At 74.4% G+C, this 17,850-nt stretch carries 17 protein-coding genes and 1 tRNA gene; 10 read left to right on the top strand and 8 right to left on the bottom strand.

What is annotated here, in order from left to right; translation table 11 throughout:
* Nucleotides 1–26: 26 nt before the first annotated feature.
* A complete protein-coding gene (locus ABZ493_RS07260; protein WP_430581503.1) occupies nucleotides 27–1,088 on the top strand; it encodes a Gfo/Idh/MocA family oxidoreductase in 1,062 nt (353 codons plus the stop codon).
* 22 nt (nucleotides 1,089–1,110) lie between these two features.
* Here ABZ493_RS07260 and ABZ493_RS07255 read toward each other — a convergent pair whose 3' ends face one another.
* Nucleotides 1,111–1,527, bottom strand: a complete 417-nt coding sequence (locus tag ABZ493_RS07255) for a pyridoxamine 5'-phosphate oxidase family protein (RefSeq protein WP_430581502.1) — start codon at nucleotides 1,525–1,527, stop codon at nucleotides 1,111–1,113.
* A 113-nt stretch (nucleotides 1,528–1,640) separates the two neighbouring features.
* Here ABZ493_RS07255 and tmk point away from each other — a divergent pair, with 113 nt between their 5' ends.
* From tmk to ABZ493_RS07230, 5 genes are all read left to right on the top strand, one after another.
* Nucleotides 1,641–2,309 (top strand): dTMP kinase, encoded by a 669-nt coding sequence (gene tmk / locus ABZ493_RS07250; protein ID WP_430581501.1) that lies wholly within the window; start codon nucleotides 1,641–1,643, stop codon nucleotides 2,307–2,309.
* Entirely contained in the window at nucleotides 2,306–3,457 is a 1,152-nt protein-coding gene (locus ABZ493_RS07245) for a DNA polymerase III subunit delta' (RefSeq protein WP_430581500.1), read from the top strand. Before tmk ends, ABZ493_RS07245 begins: the two co-directional genes overlap by 4 nt.
* Nucleotides 3,458–3,566: 109 nt before the next feature.
* Nucleotides 3,567–5,261 (top strand): enoyl-CoA hydratase-related protein, encoded by a 1,695-nt coding sequence (locus tag ABZ493_RS07240; protein ID WP_430581499.1) that lies wholly within the window; start codon nucleotides 3,567–3,569, stop codon nucleotides 5,259–5,261.
* Nucleotides 5,258–5,845: a hypothetical protein gene (locus tag ABZ493_RS07235; protein ID WP_430581498.1), complete on the top strand. Its 588-nt coding sequence runs from the start codon at nucleotides 5,258–5,260 to the stop codon at nucleotides 5,843–5,845. Before ABZ493_RS07240 ends, ABZ493_RS07235 begins: the two co-directional genes overlap by 4 nt.
* Nucleotides 5,846–5,886: 41 nt before the next feature.
* On the top strand, nucleotides 5,887–7,509 hold the full coding sequence (locus ABZ493_RS07230; protein ID WP_430581497.1) for an alpha/beta hydrolase: 1,623 nt from the start codon (nucleotides 5,887–5,889) through the stop codon (nucleotides 7,507–7,509).
* Nucleotides 7,510–7,528: 19 nt separating this feature from the next.
* Here ABZ493_RS07230 and ABZ493_RS07225 read toward each other — a convergent pair whose 3' ends face one another.
* Nucleotides 7,529–8,431 carry a PrsW family glutamic-type intramembrane protease gene (locus ABZ493_RS07225; protein ID WP_430581496.1) on the bottom strand — a complete coding sequence of 301 codons (903 nt, stop codon included), beginning with the start codon at nucleotides 8,429–8,431 and terminating at the stop codon, nucleotides 7,529–7,531.
* 125 nt (nucleotides 8,432–8,556) lie between these two features.
* On the opposite strand from ABZ493_RS07225, the gene ABZ493_RS07220 reads away from it, so the two are divergent.
* Nucleotides 8,557–8,629, top strand: a tRNA-Thr gene (locus tag ABZ493_RS07220).
* 57 nt (nucleotides 8,630–8,686) lie between these two features.
* Here the strand turns inward: ABZ493_RS07220 and ABZ493_RS07215 are convergent.
* Together ABZ493_RS07215 and ABZ493_RS07210 are read right to left on the bottom strand one after the other, a co-directional pair.
* A complete protein-coding gene (locus ABZ493_RS07215; RefSeq protein ID WP_430581495.1) occupies nucleotides 8,687–9,667 on the bottom strand; it encodes a formylglycine-generating enzyme family protein in 981 nt (326 codons plus the stop codon).
* Between the two features lie 14 nt (nucleotides 9,668–9,681).
* Nucleotides 9,682–10,902 (bottom strand): oxygenase MpaB family protein, encoded by a 1,221-nt coding sequence (locus ABZ493_RS07210; protein ID WP_430581494.1) that lies wholly within the window; start codon nucleotides 10,900–10,902, stop codon nucleotides 9,682–9,684.
* A gap of 234 nt (nucleotides 10,903–11,136) precedes the next feature.
* Here ABZ493_RS07210 and ABZ493_RS07205 point away from each other — a divergent pair, with 234 nt between their 5' ends.
* A complete protein-coding gene (locus ABZ493_RS07205) occupies nucleotides 11,137–11,343 on the top strand; it encodes a hypothetical protein (RefSeq protein ID WP_430581493.1) in 207 nt (68 codons plus the stop codon).
* A 76-nt stretch (nucleotides 11,344–11,419) separates the two neighbouring features.
* On the opposite strand, the gene ABZ493_RS07200 is transcribed toward ABZ493_RS07205, so the two are convergent.
* Nucleotides 11,420–11,764 (bottom strand): hypothetical protein, encoded by a 345-nt coding sequence (locus tag ABZ493_RS07200; protein ID WP_430581492.1) that lies wholly within the window; start codon nucleotides 11,762–11,764, stop codon nucleotides 11,420–11,422.
* 230 nt (nucleotides 11,765–11,994) lie between these two features.
* On the opposite strand from ABZ493_RS07200, the gene ABZ493_RS07195 reads away from it, so the two are divergent.
* Together ABZ493_RS07195 and ABZ493_RS07190 are read left to right on the top strand one after the other, a co-directional pair.
* Nucleotides 11,995–12,645: a hypothetical protein gene (locus ABZ493_RS07195; RefSeq protein ID WP_430581491.1), complete on the top strand. Its 651-nt coding sequence runs from the start codon at nucleotides 11,995–11,997 to the stop codon at nucleotides 12,643–12,645.
* Nucleotides 12,642–13,820: a PrsW family intramembrane metalloprotease gene (locus ABZ493_RS07190; protein WP_430581490.1), complete on the top strand. Its 1,179-nt coding sequence runs from the start codon at nucleotides 12,642–12,644 to the stop codon at nucleotides 13,818–13,820. Before ABZ493_RS07195 ends, ABZ493_RS07190 begins: the two co-directional genes overlap by 4 nt.
* Nucleotides 13,821–13,827: 7 nt before the next feature.
* Here ABZ493_RS07190 and ABZ493_RS07185 read toward each other — a convergent pair whose 3' ends face one another.
* From ABZ493_RS07185 to ABZ493_RS07175, 3 genes are read right to left on the bottom strand one after another with little or no spacing between them, the layout of a single operon-like run.
* Nucleotides 13,828–15,096, bottom strand: coding sequence for an enolase C-terminal domain-like protein (locus ABZ493_RS07185; protein WP_430581601.1), 1,269 nt, complete (start codon nucleotides 15,094–15,096; stop codon nucleotides 13,828–13,830).
* Nucleotides 15,097–15,149: 53 nt separating this feature from the next.
* Nucleotides 15,150–16,775 (bottom strand): aldehyde dehydrogenase (NADP(+)), encoded by a 1,626-nt coding sequence (locus ABZ493_RS07180; protein ID WP_430581489.1) that lies wholly within the window; start codon nucleotides 16,773–16,775, stop codon nucleotides 15,150–15,152.
* 53 nt (nucleotides 16,776–16,828) lie between these two features.
* The gene (locus tag ABZ493_RS07175) at nucleotides 16,829–17,773 is read right to left on the bottom strand and encodes a 5-dehydro-4-deoxyglucarate dehydratase (protein ID WP_430581488.1); all 945 of its coding nucleotides are present in this window, start codon (nucleotides 17,771–17,773) and stop codon (nucleotides 16,829–16,831) included.
* Between the last annotated feature and the right edge of the window lie 77 nt (nucleotides 17,774–17,850).

Below are 17,850 nucleotides of genomic sequence, written 5' to 3'. Positions count from 1 at the left end.
CGGACGAGGCGGGTACGGTGTCGGCCATGACCGACGTCACACCCGCCTCGTTCGCGCCCGGCCTCACCACCGACGACCTCGCCGGGACGGTGCCCGACCCGCGGACCGCGCCGGCCGTGCGCTGGGGCGTGCTCGGCGCCGGCAACATCGCCGGGTCGTTCTCGGACGGCGTCCGCGAGCACACCGCGGCGTCCGTGGTCGCCGTCGGCTCGCGCGACCTCGCGAAGGCGGAGGCGTTCGCCGCGGCCCACGCCCCGGGCGCCCGGGCGCACGGCGACTACGAGGCGCTGGTGACCGACCCCGACGTCGACGTCGTGTACGTCGCGACGCCGCACTCCCACCACCACGAGCACGCGCTGCTGGCGATCCGGGCGGGCAAGCACGTGCTCGTCGAGAAGGCGTTCACCCAGGACGCGGCGCAGGCGCGCGAGGTGCTCGACGCCGCGCGCGAGGCGGGCGTCTTCGTCATGGAGGCGATGTGGACGCGGTTCCTGCCGCACGTCGCGGCGCTGCGCGGCGTCATCGCGCGCGGTGAGATCGGCCGCGTCGTCGGCGTGATCGCCGACCACGGCCAGCAGTTCCCCTTCGACCCGGCCCACCGGCTGTACGCGCCCGGGCTCGCCGGCGGCGCGCTGCTGGACCTCGGCGTCTACCCCGTCTCCTTCGCGCACGACCTGCTCGGCGCGCCGGAGTCCGTCTCCGCCGTCGGCGCGCTCACCGAGACCGGCGTCGACGGCCAGATCGGCATGGTGCTCGGCTACCCCGGCGGCACGCAGGCCACGCTGTCCACCACGCTGTGGGCGCGCACCGCCAACACGGCCGTGATCTCGGGCACCGAGGGGCGCATCGAGGTGGCGCGCACGTTCTACGCGCCGACGTCGTTCACGGTCGAGCGGCACGACGGCGCCACCTGGGCGTACGACGGCTTCCGCGGCGAGGGCAAGCAGTACCAGGCGGCCGAGGTGGCCCGCCGGATCGCGGCGGGGGACGTCGAGAGCCCGCGCATGTCGTGGGACGGCACGCTCGAGGTCATGCGCACCATGGACGACGTCCGCCGCCAGGTGGGCGTCGTCTACCCGGGGGAGTGACCCGGATCCTCGGCGGGGCCGGTCAGCGCAGGTCGCCCGGCACCAGGCGGCGGCCGGAGACCTCGCTCGGCGTGATGCGGATCCAGATGGACTTGCCGTCCTCGAGGTAGCTGACGAGGCCGGTCCCGCGGGCCTCGGCGAGGTCGTCCTCCCGCTCGAGGACCTGCGCGCGGCCCTTGGCCACGACGCTCCACGCCCCGTCGTCGCCGATCTCGTCGGCCTCGAACGCGACGCGGGGGCTGATCGTCACCTCGGCGAGCTTGGTGCCGGGGCTGGTGCGCAGGAAGATGCGCTGGCCGGCGACCGCGAAGCTCACGGGGAAGATCTCCGGCTCGCCGGCCACCGACGTGGCCAGCCGGCCGGTCTTCTGCCCCGCGAGGAGCTCCCAGCACTCCTCCTCGGTGAGCACGGTCTGGGACGGCTGGGACTGGCTGGACATCGAACCTCCTGCGGACGGGACGGTCACTGTTCCTGTGTGTCCATCGTCTCCCCGAGCAGCCCTGTCCGCCCTCGCGGACGGGTGTGTGAGTGGTCACGGATAGGGTGTCCGGAGTGAGCAGCGCACCCGGATACTTCGTCTCGTTCGAGGGCGGCGACGGCGCCGGCAAGTCCACGCACGTGCGCCTGCTGGGCGACTGGCTGCACGAGGTCACGGGTCGCGAGGTCGTCGTGACGCGCGAGCCGGGGGGCACCGAGCTCGGCCTCGAGCTGCGCCGGCACGTGCTGCACGGCGAGGACATGGACCCGCGCACGGAGGCCCTGCTGTACGCGGCGGACCGGGCCCACCACGTCGCCACGGTGGTGCGGCCGGCGCTCGAGCGCGGGGCGGTCGTCGTGACTGACCGCTACCTGGACTCCTCGGTGGCGTACCAGGCCGGCGGCCGGGAGCTGTCGGAGGAGGAGATCGAGGCACTCTCGCTGTGGGCCACGGCCGACCTGCTGCCCGACGTCACCGTGCTGCTGGACCTCGACCCGCTGGTGGGGGCCGCCCGGTTGTCGGGCGCTCCGGACCGGCTGGAGCGGGCGGGCGACGAGTTCCACCGCCGCACGCGCGAGACGTTCCTGCGCCGGGCCGCCGCCGAGCCCGGGCGCTGGGTCGTCGTGGACGCCTCGGCCGGCCTGGACGACGTGCAGGCGCAGGTGCGCGTGGACGTCGCCGCCCGGCTGGACCTCACCCCTGTGGTCGACGAGGCCGCGTCATCGGGGGAGGGCCTCCAGTGAGCGTGTGGGACGACGTCGTCGGGCAGCCGGACGCCGTCGGCACGCTGCGCCGTGCGGCCACGGACCCGGCCGCGATGACGCACGCGTGGCTGCTGACCGGCCCGCCCGGCTCCGGGCGGTCGGTCGCGGCCCGGGCGTTCGCCGCGGCGCTGCAGTGCACCGGCACCGACGGCGAGACCGGCGGCTGCGGGAGGTGTCACGCGTGCACGACGACGCTCGCGGGCACGCACCCGGACCTCACGGTCGTCGCCACGGACAAGGTCGTCATCACCGTCGCCGAGGTGCGCGACCTCATCATGACGTCGGCGCGCACGCCGTCGTCGGGCCGCTACCGCGTGATCGTCGTCGAGGACGCGGACCGGATGGCGGAGCGCACCACCAACGTGCTGCTCAAGGCGATCGAGGAGCCCCCGCCGCACACCGTCTGGGTGCTGTGCGCCCCGAGCGCGCAGGACGTGCTGCCCACGATCCGCTCGCGCTGCCGCGGTGTCGTGCTGCGCGTGCCTCCGGCCCGGGACGTGGCGGACCTGCTGGTGCGCCGCGACGGCATCGACCCGGCGGTCGCGCTCACCGCGGCCCGCGCGGCGCAGTCGCACGTCGGGCTGGCGCGCCGCCTCGCCCGCGACGCCGACGCGCGCGAGCGCCGTGACGCCGTCCTCGAGATCGCGCGCCGGATCCGCGGTGTCGGGGACGCCGTGCTCGCGGCGGGGGAGCTGGTCGACGTCGCGAAGGCCGAGGCCCTGGCGGCCACCGCGGAGCGCGACGCCGTCGAGAAGGCGGAGCTGATGCGCGCCCTCGGCGTGCAGGACGGGGACACCCTGCCGCCCCGGCTGCGCTCGCAGCTCAAGCAGCTCGAGGACGACCAGAAGCGGCGCGCCACCCGCCGCCAGCGCGACGTGCTCGACCGGTCGATGGTGGACCTGCTGTCCCTGTACCGGGACGTGCTCGTGGTGCAGCTGGGCGCCACGGTCGACCTGGTGAACGCCGAGCACGACGGCGCCGTGCGCGCGCTCGCGGCGGACTCGACGCCCGAGCAGACCATCCGGCGGATGGACGCGATCGGCGTCGCGCGCGAGCGGCTCGAGGGCAACGTGGCGCCGCTCCTGGCGCTCGAGGCGATGGCGGTCGCGCTGCGCCCCCAGGGGTGACCGCATCGTTCGTGTCTCACGGGCGACAGTTGCCTCATCACCCCTTCATGCGGTGAGGTGTTCCGCGGCGGGGGCCATGGTGGCCCCCGCGACCTGACTGGGGGTTGGCATGAGGATCCTGCTGCTCGTCTCGGCGTTCAACGGGCTCACGCAGCGTGTGTGGGGGTACCTGGCGGACCGGGGACACGACGTGGGCGTCGAGCTGGCGCCGACGTTCGGCTCGCCGGAGGAGCTCACGGCTCGGGTCGAGGAGATCGGCCCGGACCTGATCCTCGCGCCGTTCCTCAAGCACCGCGTGCCCGAGGACGTGTGGCGGCGCTGGACCACCGTCGTCGTGCACCCGGGCCCGGTGGGGGACCGCGGCCCCTCGTCGCTGGACCACGCCGTCCTGGACGGCCGGGACCGCTGGGGCGTCACCGCCCTGTCCACGGTGGAGGAGATGGACGCCGGCCCGGTGTGGGCCACGTCGACGTTCCCGCTGCCCACGGGTGAGCAGGCGCCGGTCGCCAAGAGCGCCCTGTACAACGGGCTCGTGGCCGACGCCGCGCTGGCGTGCGTCGAGGAGGTGCTGCGCAAGGTCGCCGCGGGGGAGGAGCCGACGCCGGCCGACCGCCTCGAGCGGGAGGTGCCCGGCACCGGCGAGCTGCCGCTGCTGCGCCGCGCCGCGTTCGAGCTCGACCTGTCCCGCCCCGCGGCCGAGCTGGCGCGCACGATCGCCGCCGCCGACGGCGCGCCCGGCGCCCCGGCCACCCTCCAGGACGCGCGCTTCTGCCTGTTCGACGCCGTGGCCGCGCCCGAGGCCGTGGACCCGGACGCCGCCCCCGGCACCGTCGTCGGGCGGGACGAGGACGCCGTGGCGATCGCGACCGGCGACGGCACCCTGTGGGTGGGGTACGCGGCCACGCTGGCCGAGCGGCGCGGCACCAAGCTGCCCGCATCGTGGGTGCTCGACGTCGCCGGGGTGCCGTTCCGCCCGGCGCCGGCCGCGCTCGCGGAGTCCGTGTACGAGCGCGTCGGGGACGTCGGCTACCTGACGATCCGGTCGTACAGCGGCGCCATGCACACCCAGCAGTGCCGCCGCCTCACGACCGCCGTGGAGAAGGCGCTCACCGAGGACACGAGGGTGCTCGTGGTGCGCGGCAGCGAGCACGCGTTCTCGAACGGCATCCACCTGGGCGCGATCGAGGCGGCCGCCGACCCCGCCGCGGAGGCGTGGGACAACATCCGAGCCATTGACGACCTGTGCGAGGCGATCGCCGCGGCCGACCAGCTCACCGTCGCGGCGTTCACCGCGAACGCTGGCGCCGGCGGCGTCATGACGGGCCTGTGCGCCGACGTCGTCGTCGCCCGCGACGGCGTGGTGCTCAACCCGTACTACGACATGGGCATCTTCGGCTCAGAGCTGCACACGTGGACGGTCGCGTCCCGGCTGGGCGAGGTGGACGCCGACCGGCTGCTGAGCGCGAAGCTGCCGGTGTCGGTCGTGGAGGCGGCGCGGACCGGGCTCGTGGACGCCGTCGGCCCGCGCGACCCGGAGCGGTTCACCGGATGGCTGGCCGACCTGGCCGCGTCGCTCACGACGCCGGAGGGCCGGGCGGAGGCCGCCGCCGCCGCCCAGGTGCGCGCCCCGCGCCGCCCGCTGTCGTACTACCGCACGATCGAGCTCGCCGAGATGGCGCGGGACCTCTTCGACGACCGGCGCGGCTTCGCCGCCAAGCGGCGCGACTTCCTGCGCAAGGCGGCCCCGCTGGAGACGCCGGAGCGGTTGCGGTTCGCGGACGTCCGCGAGACGGTCGCCCGGTGACCGATCGCACCCTGCGCACCGTCCGTGGCCCGCTGCTGACGGGCGCCGCGGCCGCCGTCGCGGTGCTCGTGACGGCCTGCGCGTCCGGTGGTGCGCCGGGCGGCGGGCCGACGTCGGACGCCTCGTCGGCGTCGCCGTCGACGAGCCCCACCGACGGACCGTCGGCCGGCCCCGCGCCCTCCGACGGCGCGGCCGCCGCCCCGGCGCCGGGGGAGCACGTGCGGGGCCTGCCCGAGGGCGCGGAGGGGACGTTCGACAGCCCCGCCGGGGTCGCGTGGTCGCCCGACGCCGGCGTGCTGCTGGTCGTGACGTACGGGTCGAGCTCCTGCCCCCTGCTGCCCGAGGCGGAGGCGGGCTGGGACGACGCGGGCGAGGCCCTCGACGTCCGGACGGTCGAGCCGGACCCGGGCCGCGCGTGCACGATGGACTACTCGCCGACCACCAGCGCGGTCGCCGTCCCGCCGGACGCCGACGCGGGGACGCCGGTCACCGTGCGCGTCGGCGACCTCGGCGAGGTCGAGGTGCCGCCCCGCGCGAAGGGCGGCGAGGCGGGCCCGGTGGCCTGGGTGCCGGCCGCGGGCTGACCACGTCGGACCGGGGTCCGCGGCGACGGTAGGTTGGGCGGGTGATCTCCGACGAGCGCCGCCCGACCGCCCGCCGCACGACCTCCAGCCGCCCGAGTCCTCGCCGCTCGAGCGCGCGCCGTCCGGGCCTGCGCGGCGGCGCCGTCGTCGCGGCCGTCGTCACCGCGGCGGTGCTGCTCGCCGGGTGCACGGCGCCCGCCAAGGAGCAGTCGCCGGTGGGCTCCGCCTCCGGGCCGGCCGCGTCGCAGGCCCCCGAGGGCTTCGAGACGTACTACGGGCAGTCGCTCGAGTGGGAGGACTGCGAGGACGGCCTGCAGTGCGCGACGGCGTCGGCGCCGCTGTTCTGGCAGGACGCGGAGGCGGGCAGCATCGAGCTGTCGCTGGTGCGCAACCCGGCCGACGGCAAGGACCCGGAGGGCTCGCTGCTGGTCAACCCCGGCGGGCCGGGCGCGTCGGGCGTCGACTTCGTGCGCAGCGACGCGCAGGCCGACGGGTCGACGTTCGGCAAGAGGCTGCAGGACGCGTTCGACATCGTCGGCTTCGACCCGCGGGGCGTGCAGCGCTCGACGCCGGTGACGTGCTTCGACGACGCCCGCAAGGGCGAGTCGCTCGCGAAGGACTTCGACCGCAGCACGGACGCCGGGCTCGAGGAGATGGCGGGCGAGTACGAGGCGTGGAACGCGGCGTGCGCCGAGAACTCGGGCGAGGTGCTCGGCCACGTGGACACGCAGAGCGCGGCCCGCGACATGGACATGCTGCGGGCGGTGCTCGGCGACGACACCCTGCACTACCTCGGCTTCTCGTACGGCACCCAGCTCGGCGCGACCTACGCGGGCCTGTTCCCGGACCGCGCCGGCCGCCTCGTGCTGGACGGCGCCATCGACACGACGCTCAGCTCGGAGGAGATCTCCCACGGGCAGGCCGTCGGGTTCGAGAACGCGCTGCGCGCGTACGTGCAGGACTGCCAGGCGGGTGCGGGCTGCCCGCTCAGCGGGTCGGTGGACGACGGGATGCGGCAGATCCGGCAGGTGCTGGACCATGCCTACGAGCGGCCCTACCCCACCTCGACCTCCGACCGCACGGTCACGCAGAGCCTCGCGTTCTACGGCATCGCGGTCACGCTCTACAACCAGGGGAGCTGGCCCGCCCTCACGCAGGGCCTGGACGAGGCGATCAACCAGGGCACCGGCGACGTGCTGCTCTACCTGTCGGACCAGTACTTCGACCGGAACGCGGACGGCAGCTACTCCTCGAACTCCGAGGAGGCGATGCGCGCCGTGAGCTGCCTGGACGACCGTGCCACCACCGACGTCGAGCAGATGCGGGCGGACGCCGCCGCGATCGAGGAGGACGCACCCACGATGGGCACGTTCTTCGGCTACGGCGGGCTGACCTGCGCCGGGGCGGAGTACCCGCAGGTGGAGCAGGAGTTCGACCTGCACGCGAAGGGCGCGCCGCCCATCGTCGTCGTCGGCACCACCAACGACCCGGCCACCCCGTACGTGTGGGCCGAGGGGCTGGCGGACACGCTGGACTCCGGCGTGCTGCTCACCTACGAGGGCGAGGGGCACACGGCGTACCAGCCCTCGCGGGAGTGCGTGGCCGACGCCGTCGAGTCGTACCTGGTGGACGGGGACGTGCCGGCGGACGGCGCGACCTGCTGAGCGCCGGGCGGGCCGGGCGTCAGGCCGGCAGGTCGGCGGGGCGCTGCGCGCGCGACCAGTGGCGCAGGGCGAGCACGCCCAGCGCGGAGATGACGATCAGCCCGAGGACGTAGAAGACGGTCGACCACGTGGCGGCGTTGTCTGCCGCGGCCGGCAGCAGCTGGCCGTACGCGAGCTCGTAGTGCACGCCGCCCGTGACCTTGATCGCGAGGTAGGCGGAGATGAAGCCCATCGAGTCCCAGGCCGCGTGCAGCGCGACCACGGCCAGGTAGGCGAGCAGCACGCCGCCCGTGAAGCGGTACTTGCCGGCGGCCGACGCCGCGCCGAAGATCGCCGCGCCCAGGATCGCCGTCCACAGCACGTGCCCGACCGGCGTGAGCAGGCCGCGCACGGCCTCCGTCTGCAGCAGGGAGTTCAGGTCGATCTGCCCGAGGCGGGTGAGGCTCGCGTTGAACGCGTACCCCGCGGACTCGAACGCCGCGAACCCGGCGCCGACGGTCGCGCCGAGCAGCGCGCCCGTGAGCCCGGTCTTGTGCGCCACCCGGGCGCCGACCACCAGGAACACGGCGATCTTCACGGCCTCCTCGATGGCGCCCACGCCCACGTAGATCCACCACGACGGCGACAGGTGCGACTCCAGGATCGACGCGCCCAGCACGCCGAAGATGCCGCCGAAGAAGAACGCGCCCAGCAGCAGCATGATGTCGATCGAGCCGTGCGCCTTCTCCACCACGAACAGCACCACGCTGAACGGCACCAGGAAGCTGCCCAGCAGGATCACCGTCGGGATGAGGTTCGAGTTCTGCGTGCTGAACGTGACCACCGCGGTGACCGCCCAGAGCAGGATGCCGAGGACGAGCGTCTTCCACCACCACCCTCGCCCCGTGGTGATGCCGGTGCTCTGCGACGTCGTGGGCTGCATGGGCACGAGTATGCGGAGGTCAGCGCCGCCTGTCGCGCCGAAGCGGCGCACCGTTTTGGAGCCGGGCCCCGCCGTCAGGTACTGTAGGCGCGCTCGTTGATCCGGTTCCACGCCGGGCACGGCACGCCGCCTTAGCTCAGTCGGTAGAGCGATTCACTCGTAATGAATAGGTCATCAGTTCGATTCTGATAGGCGGCTCCGACACGAAAGCCCCCGCTGCTCCCGAGCAGCGGGGGCTTTCTGCGTCACCGACCGTCACGCGGTCACGGCGCCGCGGGCGACGGTGCGGAAGCCGGCGTTGCCCATGGACGAGTCCGGCGTGTTCTGCGACCTCGCCGAGTTGCGGTAGCGGTTGCAGTACGAGATGTGGCACAGGTAGCTGCCGCCGCGCAGGACGCGGGCCGTCCCGCGCCCGGGGCCGGCCGGTGCGGTGACGGGCCCGCGCTGATAGGCGCGCGGGTCGAACCAGTCCTGGCACCACTCCCACACGTTGCCGACCGGCTGCCACAGGCCGTACCCGTTGGGGGCGAACGAGCGGACCGGCGCGGTGGTGAGCCAGCCGTCCTCGAGGGTGTTCTCGCGAGGGAAGGTCCCCTGCCAGATGTTCGCGCGCCAGCCGCCCTCGTCGACCTCGGCGTCGCCCCACGGGTACTTCGCCCCGTCGATGCCGCCCCGCGCGGCGTACTCCCACTCGGCCTCCGTGGGCAGCCGGCGCCCGGCCCAGGAGCAGTAGGCGACGGCGTCGTTCCAGCTCACGTGGGTCACGGGGTGGTCCCCGAGGCCGTCGAGGTCGGAGCGCGACCCTCCGGGGTGCCGCCAGTCGGCGCCGCGCACGCCGAACCACCAGGGCGTGCCGGGCGGCTGCCCGAGCACATCGTCCTCAGGTGCGGCGACCGCGAGGTGGAACACGGCCGAGAAGCCGAACGTCTCCGCCTCGGTGCGGTAGCCCGTGTCGTCGACGAACCGGGCGAAGTCGGCATTGGTCACGGAGGTCGCGTCGATCTCGAACGCGCCGAGCGTCACCTCGTGCCGCGGGGTCTCGCCGTCGGCCGGGTTCTGGTCTCCCGAGGAGTCGCCCATCGTGAACGTGCCGGCGGGGACGAGCGCCTGCTCGATCGAGTGGCGTCCCCCCGCGGCGGGCGGCACCTCCTGCGGGGCGCCGGTGCCGATGGAGAGGAAGGCGCTGCGTCCGGGGGTCCCGCAGCCGCAGCCGCAGCCGGCGTCGTCAGTGGTCACGGCCCCCACCGTAGCTAGTCGTAGTCCGGGTTGTTGACGGTCGGGATGTCGATGTTGATGGGTTGCGTGGGCTCGAGGTAGAGCAGCGCGACCTTGCGCAGGAGCTCGTCGAAGAGCCAGTAGACGGCCGGCGAGCCGGGCAGGAGCAGCCCCAGCTCGCGGGCGCGGACGAACGGGATCCAGGCGGCCGAGATGGTCGCGTCGAGCACGGGCCGGCGGGGCAGCTCGAGCATGTCGGTCACCCGGTCGCCGAGCATGTACCGGGTGACGGCCTCGAAGGCGGGCTTGGTGACGAGCGTGAAGTCGAGGTTCTCGCCCAGCCTGACGAGCTTGTCGGCGATGAGCACGCCTTCGTCGGTCCGGGCGAGCAGCGGGACGAGCACCTGCTCGCGCTGTGCGAGCGCCTCGTCCCAGCTCGACGGGATGTACTCGTCGAGCACGCCGAGCATGTGGGCGGTCACCTGCCACAGGTGCAGGTAGGCGTCCGCCTCTGCGGACGAGATCGGCACCTTCCACTCCACGAGCTTCTGCCAGACGGAGGAGGCGAGGCTGTGCCAGGTGACCATGATGTCGAACTGGCTGATCGGCACGGCCTCGTCGGCGACGGCGGCCCAGTGCGGGGACTGCGGCAGCAGGTGGCGCACGGCCGCGTGGACCAGGCGGGTCTTCACGCAGGTGACGATCATCTTCCCGTCGGGGCGGTAGGCGTGGTGGTCGCCGATGTCGTAGCCGAGCTTCGCCGTCTTGGCGATGCCGTCCGTGAGGTCGGCGCCGCCCTTCGAGTACCAGACGGCGCGGGCCTCGCGCGGGATGGCGGCGCTCATCATGCCGCTGTTCATCCCGTAGAGCACGCCGAGGTAGAGGCCCCGCTTCGTCGTGAAGGTGAACGCCCTGTCGAGCTTCGCGTGGTCGACCCACGACGGCAGCGCCCGTGCCCGCGTGACGAGGGCCTCGACGTCGGCGGGGAGCCCGGCCGGGAGGGCCTGGCCGTTGGTGGTCCACGAGGCGAGCGCCGCGTTCACCGCGGGCACCCCGCCCGTGTCGAGGAGGTTCGCGAGCACCGGATCGGCCAGGTCGTCCCACACCTCGCGTGGGTCGCGCCCTGTGCCCGTGCCGGCGACGGACCCGGCCGACGACCAGGTCCATGCGTGCGCGGGGGCCACGCCGGAGAGCGCGCCGAGCGCCCCGATCGTCCCGCCCGCCCTGAGAAGACTCCGCCTGCTGATGTCGCCCACGTCGAACCCCTTCGTCCGCGGATCGTCGGCGACTCGCCTCTCGCCCCCTGTCGCGCGGCGCCGACCGATCCCTCGTGATGGTCTCCGATCCACCCCAGCGTGAATCGGGATTAACTTAACGAGGGTCGTGGCCCCCGGCAAGCGGGAGCGAGGGGCGCCCTGCCGCCGCCCGGCGGCCCGGGCGGTCGGTGCGGCCGGGATGCTTGCATCCAGGGCTCGGACGACGGTGACGGGATGGCCACGGTGAAGTACGTGGCGTCGACCAGGTGCCTGGTGTGCGGTCAGGGGATCGCGGCGGCGGTGGTCCATACGGAGTCCGGTTCCAGCAGCGCCGTCAGCCACACGATCATCGCCAACACCGGGTGGCACCTCCCGTGCCGGGGGCACGAGGACGTGGTGAAGGACATCTCCGCCCAGTGCCCCGAGTGCGAGGACCGCTGACCGCGGGCCCGCTGCGGGAACGACGCGACCGGCGGCACGACGCAGAGGTCGTGCCGCGGGGCGCGGCCGTGCCGGGTCAGGGCGTGCCGCGCGACGACGTCGGACGGTACGCGGTGCCGAGGCCGCCGGAGATGGTGGCGAACAGGCCGGCGACGGCGCCGCCGACGGCGGTGACGGTCTGCGCGGAGTCCGGCGCCACGGCGGCGGTGATGGTGGACGCGGCGGTGGCGAGAGCGCCGACGACGAGCGCGACGACGTACGCGTAGGTGCGCAGCCGGGGCGACACCGTGGCGTGCCCGGTCGCGCCCGAGACCACGGGCGCGGACGGCGCGACCGGGGTGGGGACGGTCGCCGGGACGGGGGCCGACGACGCCAGGGCGGCCGTCGTCGCGGCGGTGGCGGATGCGTCGATCGCGGACATCGGAAGGCTCCTCGGTGGTGCGTCGGGCCGGGTGCAACCGGCCCCTGCTGGGAACGACGCGCGGGACGCCCGTCTGATACCCCGAGCCCGGCACTCCGCGTCCCCGGTACGCGTCCCCGGCGCGCGTTCGCCGCGCGCTTCGTACCAGATCGTGCGATCTTCCGTACTGCCGCGCGATCTCCGCGCTGCCGGGCGCCGGTACGTCGCGTCCGTGGCGTCCGGGGAGGGCTATGCGAGCGGAAGTCGCGCCGGAGCACCAGAGCGTGCCGCCGGACTGGGTGCCGGTGGAACGCCGCTGGCTGGGGATGGACCGCACGACGCTGCTGCCGGCGGCGATCGTGGTCGTGCTGGTCGCGCTGGCGATGTGGGGGCTGCCCGCCCTCGACAGGGCCGTCCCGGTGGACGACCCGGCGCAGGCGGGCGACGTCCTCCGGGTCGGGGACGTCGAGTTCGACCCGGCCGCCGGGTGGAGCATCGACTCCGGCGTGCTCGCGTCGGACCCCCCGGAGTCCGGCGGCTTCCCGAGCACCGCCCAGGTGTCGAAGGACGGCTTCGTGTTCTCCGTCGCCTCGGACGAGTTCGACGGCACGCCCGCCGAGCTGATGGCGCAGCTGCAGAAGAACAACGAGCGCCTCAACGACGGCACGGACATCGACATGGGCCGGCTGCAGACGTTCCAGACCGCCCAGGGCGCGCGGGGCGTCATCGGCCGGTTCACCTTCACCGGTGGCACCGGGCTCGTCGCGGCGTACGTCTTCGACGACACGGGCGTCGAGGTGGTCGTCACGGGCCCCGTGGAGTCCGACGACGCGCAGCTCGAGGCCGACGTCGTGGGCATGGTCCGCTCGATCCGTCCCGTCACCTCGGTGGAGGCGTCATGACCCGCACGGAGCTGCTCGACCGGCGCGCGCAGGTGGCCGACGAGGTCGGCTGGGGCCAGCGCGTCTCGTGGGTCCAGCCGCGCAACGCCTGCCTCTGGGTCTTCGTGGCGGTCATCGCCTACGGGCTCTGGTACACCGTCTCGCAGGTGCGCACCCAGGGGCCCGCCTACGGGGAGCCGCTGGGCATCTCGGCCGTGATCTTCAGCGTGTACGCCGTGCTGTTCTGGTGGTTCACCACGCACATCGACCGCTACTCCCGCCAGCCGCTGGACCTCCGCGTCGCCGCCTTCCTCTGGGGCGGGTTCGCCGCCACCTGGGCGATCGCGCTGCACGGCAACTCGGCGCTGATCAGCCTCTACGCGAAGCTGGGCAGCCCGGCGTTCGCCGTCGACTGGGGCGCCGGCCTCGCCGCCCCGTTCATGGAGGAGTGGGGTAAGGGCGCGGGTGTCCTGCTGCTGATGTTCATCGCCCCGCGGGTGCTGCGCACGGCGTTCGACGGCTTCGTGGTCGGGGCGTTCGTGGGCCTCGGGTTCGAGATCGTCGAGGACATCCTCTACGCGCTGAACTCCGCGCCGGACGGGTTCGGCGTCGACCCGGTCGGCTCGAGCCTGCACACCGTGGCGCTGCGCCTGGGCACCGGCTTCACGTCGCACATCCTGTACTCCGCGATCTTCGGGGCGGGCGTGGTGTACCTCGTGGGGACGCTCGCGCAGCGGCGCCGGGTCGGGCGCGGCCTGCTGTTCTGCCTGGTCGCGATGGTGCTGCACTGGGCGTGGGACAGCACCGCCGCGCTCGGCGGCGGTGGGGGCCTCATCCTCGTGTTCCTGGCGCTGCAGGTCGTCGTCGCGATCGTGATCGTCCTCGTGGTCTTCCACGTGACCGTCGGGCCGGAGCGGGCAGCCATGCGGGACCTCATGGCACCCGAGGTCGACGACGGCACCCTCACGGCGGAGGAGGCTGCCGCGCTCGCGGGCGCCTGGAAGCAGCGGCGCGCCTACCGCCGTGGCGGCGGCCTGCGCGACCGGAGACGGCGGGGGCACCGCCTCGAGGCGGCCAAGGACCTCGCGGACGCGCTGGGCGCGGCGCAGGGTCAGGAGACGCCACGGGTGGAGTTCGCGCGGGCGGAGCTCGCCCGGTTCCCGGTCGACGACGGGGAGCCCCGCCCGGCGCCGTGACGCCCCGTCACCGCACGAGGCAGGGCTGCTTCGGGTCGAACTCCCAGCCCGGCACGAGGTACTGCATCGCGACGGCGTCGTCCCGCGAGCCCAGCCCGTGCTCGCGGTACAGCTCGTGCGCCTCGGCGAGGCGGTCGGGGTCGAGCTCGACGCCGAGCCCGGGCGAGGTCGGCACCCGGATCTCGCCGCCGGTGATCTCGAGCGGCCGGGTGGTGAGCCCCTGCCCGTCCTGCCAGATCCAGTGCGTGTCGAGCGCGGTGATCTCCCCGGGCGCCGCGGCGCCCACGTGGGTGAACATGGCCAGCGAGACGTCGAAGTGGTTGTTGGAGTGCGAGCCCCAGGTGAGGCCGAGCTCGTGGCAGAGCTGCGCGACGCGGACGGAGCCGGCCATCGTCCAGAAGTGCGGGTCGGCGAGCGGGATGTCGACGGCGTCGGACCGGATCGCGTGCCCCAGCTCGCGCCAGTCGGTGGCGATCATGTTGGTCGCCGTGGGCAGCCCGGTGGCGCGCCGGAACTCGGCCATCACCTCGCGGCCGGAGAACCGGCCCTCCGCGCCGCACGGGTCCTCGGCGTACGCGACGACGCCCTGCATCCGGCGTCCGAGCCGGACGGCGTCGTCCAGCTGCCAGCCGCCGTTCGGGTCGAGCGTGATCCGGGCGTCGGGGAACCGCTCCTTGAGCGCGACGACGGCGTCGACCTCCGCGTCGCCGGCCTGCACGCCGCCCTTGAGCTTGAAGTCGCGGAAGCCGTAGCGCTCCCGTGCCGCCTCGGCGAGGCGCACGACGGCGTCGGGCGTCGTCGCGGCCTCGCGGCGCAGCCGGGACCAGGCGTCCGGGGCGTCGGGCTCACGCAGATAGGGCAGGTCGGTGACGTCGGGGTCGCCGACGTAGAACAGGTAGCCGAGCATCGGGACGGCGTCGCGCTGCTGCCCCTCGCCGAGCAGCTCCGCCACCGGGACGCCGAGGGCCTGCCCGTGCAGGTCGAGCAGGGCGGACTCCAGTCCGGTGACGGCGTGCACGGTGGTGCGCAGGTCGAAGGTCTGGTTCCCGCGCCCGCCCGCGTCCCGGCCTGCGAACCGGCTTGCGACGCCGCGCAGCACGGACCGGAACCGCGCGACCGGCTGCCCGACGACGAGGCCCGCGGCCTCCTCGACCGTCGCGCGGATCTTCTCCCCGCCCGGCACCTCGCCCAGCCCGGTGCGGCCCTCGGAGTCCTCGACGATGACGACGTTGCGGGTGAAGAACGGCGCGTGCGCGCCGGACAGGTTGAGCAGCATGGAGTCGTGCCCCGCGACGGGCACGACCCGGACGCGGGCGACGGTCGGGGCGCTCACCGGGCCGCCTCCGTGGTGGCGTCTGCGGGCCGGAGCACGCCGTCCACGCGCCGGGTGAGGCGCCACGGGTTGTCGGGGTGCACGGGCTCCGGGAGCAGGTACCCCGGCAGGTTCTGGTAGGCGACGGGCCGCAGGAACCGTTCGATCGCGAGCGTCCCGACGGACGTCGTGCGCCCGTCCGACGTCGCGGGGAACGGGCCGCCGTGCACCATCGCGTGCCCCACCTCGACGCCGGTCGGCCAGCCGTTCGCCAGGATGCGCCCGGCCTTGCGCTCCAGCGCCGGCAGCAGGCGGGCAGCGGTGGCCCGGTCGGCCTCGGTGAGGTGCAGCGTCGCGGTGAGCTGGCCCTCGAGGCGGCCGACGGCCGCCAGGAGCTCGTCGTCGTCGGCGTACCGGACGACCAGGGACGCCGCCCCGAAGATCTCGTCCTCCAGCACGGGGTTGGCGAGGAAGGCGGCGACGTCGGCGACGAAGACGGACGGCGCGGGCGCGTTGCGCGTGGCGCCCGGGGTGCCGGTGCCGGCGACGGCGACGCCGTCCTGCGCCGCGAGGGTGTCCACGCCGTCCTGCCACGCCCGCGCGATGCCGGCGCTGAGCATGGTCTGCCCGGTGGCGGACTCGGCGGCGCGACGCACGGCGTCGACGAACGCGTCGCCGTGCGCGGACCGCGGCACGAGGACGATGCCGGGAGCCGTGCAGAGCTGGCCGGACGACCCGGTCACCGACGCCAGGTAGGCCGCGGCGAGGGCGTCGACGTCCGCGCCGGCGCCCTCGAGCGCGCCCGGCAGCACGATCACCGGGTTGACGGAGCTCATCTCGGCGTAGACGGGGATCGGGACGGGGCGGGCGGCGGCCGCGGCGACGAGCGCGAGGCCGCCGGAGCGGGAGCCCGTGAACCCGACGGCCCGGATCACCGGGTCGCTCACCAGCGCCTGCCCCACCTGGGAACCCGGCCCGTAGACGAGGGAGAAGACGCCGGGGTGCAGGCCCTCGGCGGCGACGGCGTCGGCGACCGCACGGCCCACCAGCTCTCCGGTGCCGGGGTGCGCGCCGTGCGCCTTGACGATCACCGGGCAGCCCGCGGCCAGCGCGGAGGCGGTGTCCCCGCCCGCCACGGAGAACGCGAGCGGGAAGTTGCTCGCGCCGAACACGGCGACCGGGCCCACGGGGACCTGGCGCTGGCGGATGTCGGCCCGGGGGAGGGGCGTGCGGTCCGGGATCGCCGGGTCCACGCGGACACCGCGGTGGTCCCCCTGGCGCACGACGGCGGCGAACAGGCGCAGCTGGCCCGTGGTGCGGGCGAGCTCGCCGGTGAGCCGGGCCTCGGGCAGGCCGGTCTCCCGCATCGCCCGCGCGACGATCGCCGGCCCGGCGGCCTCGAGGCTCTCCGCGACGCGGTCGAGGAAGCGGGCGTGCGGCTCGGGGGCGAGGGCGGAGAAGGACGCGAAGGCCTCCTCCGCGGCGGCCGTGGCGCGCCCGAGCTGGTCGACGCCGAGGAGCGAGTAGGCGGGCTCGAGCGGTGCGTCGGTGGCCGGGTCGTGGGCCACGGCCGTGCCGGCGGAGCCCTCCAGCGGCTCCCCGGCGACGATCGAGTGCCCGGTGAGGACGGCGGTGGTGGTCATGGAGTGCCTCCTGTGTCGTCGGCGGATGTCGTCGGCCTGTGTTCTCGGCGCGGTCAGCGGGCGAGCGCGGCGGGTGCGGGCCGGACCTGCGCGGCGTCGAGCAGCGCGGCGAGGTCGTCGAGGTCGCGCGGTCCGAGGTCCTGCAGGGGCGGGCGGACGGAGCCCATGTCACGACCGACGGCGCGCAGGCCGCCCTTGACGATCGAGACGCCGTAGCCCTTCACGCGGTCGCGGATGTCGAGGTACGGCAGCACGAACCGCGTGAGCTTCTCGGTGACGGCGGCGCGGTCGTACGCCCGCACGTCGCGGTAGAACTCGAGCGCGAACTCGGGCACGAAGTTGTACATCGCCGAGGAGTAGGTGCTCAGGCCGAGCTGCAGCAGCGGCAGCGCGAACGTCTCCGCCGTGGGCAGCCCGCCGAGGTAGAACAGGCGGTCGCCGTTGGTGGCGACCACGCGCGTGAGCTGCTCGATGTCGCCGAGGGCGTCCTTGAACCCGATGAAGTTGTCGTGCCGCTCGGCGAGCCGCGCCACCGTCTCCGCGGAGTACACGGCGTTCGCGCGGTTGTACACGATGACGCCCACGCCCGTGGCCGCGCACACGGCCGACGCGTGCGCGAGCAGGCCCTCCTGGTCGCACTCCGTGAGGTAGGGCGGCAGGAGCAGCACGCCCTCGGCTCCCGCCGCCTCGGCCGCGACCGCGTTGCGCACCGCGTGCGCGGTGGCACCGCCGGCGCTGCCGAGCACCGGCGTCCGCCCGGCGGCGGCCTCGACCGCGAGGCGGACCGTCTGCTCGTTCTCCTCGGGGCTCAGGCTGAAGCCCTCGCCCGTGCCGCCCGCGGCGAACAGCCCGCCGATCTCGAAGCTCGACTGCCAGTCGATGTGCGCGCCGTACCGCTCCGCGTCGATCCCGCCGTCGTCCCCGAAGGGTGTGACGGGGAAGGACAGCAGGCCGTCCTTGAGCGTGTCGGCGAGCTCCGCGGGTGAGTACGTGGCCACGATGGCCCCTCCTGGTGACAGACGTCGGCGGTGACAGTTCGTCGGACAACCTAGGAAGCGTTCACGATGCCTGTCCA

Origin of the sequence: Isoptericola sp. NPDC019482, assembly GCF_040632295.1 — a bacterium.
Classification (GTDB): domain Bacteria; phylum Actinomycetota; class Actinomycetes; order Actinomycetales; family Cellulomonadaceae; genus Isoptericola.
The sequence above is the reverse complement of the archived record's forward strand: the minus strand, read 5'-3'. Positions and strand labels throughout refer to the sequence as shown.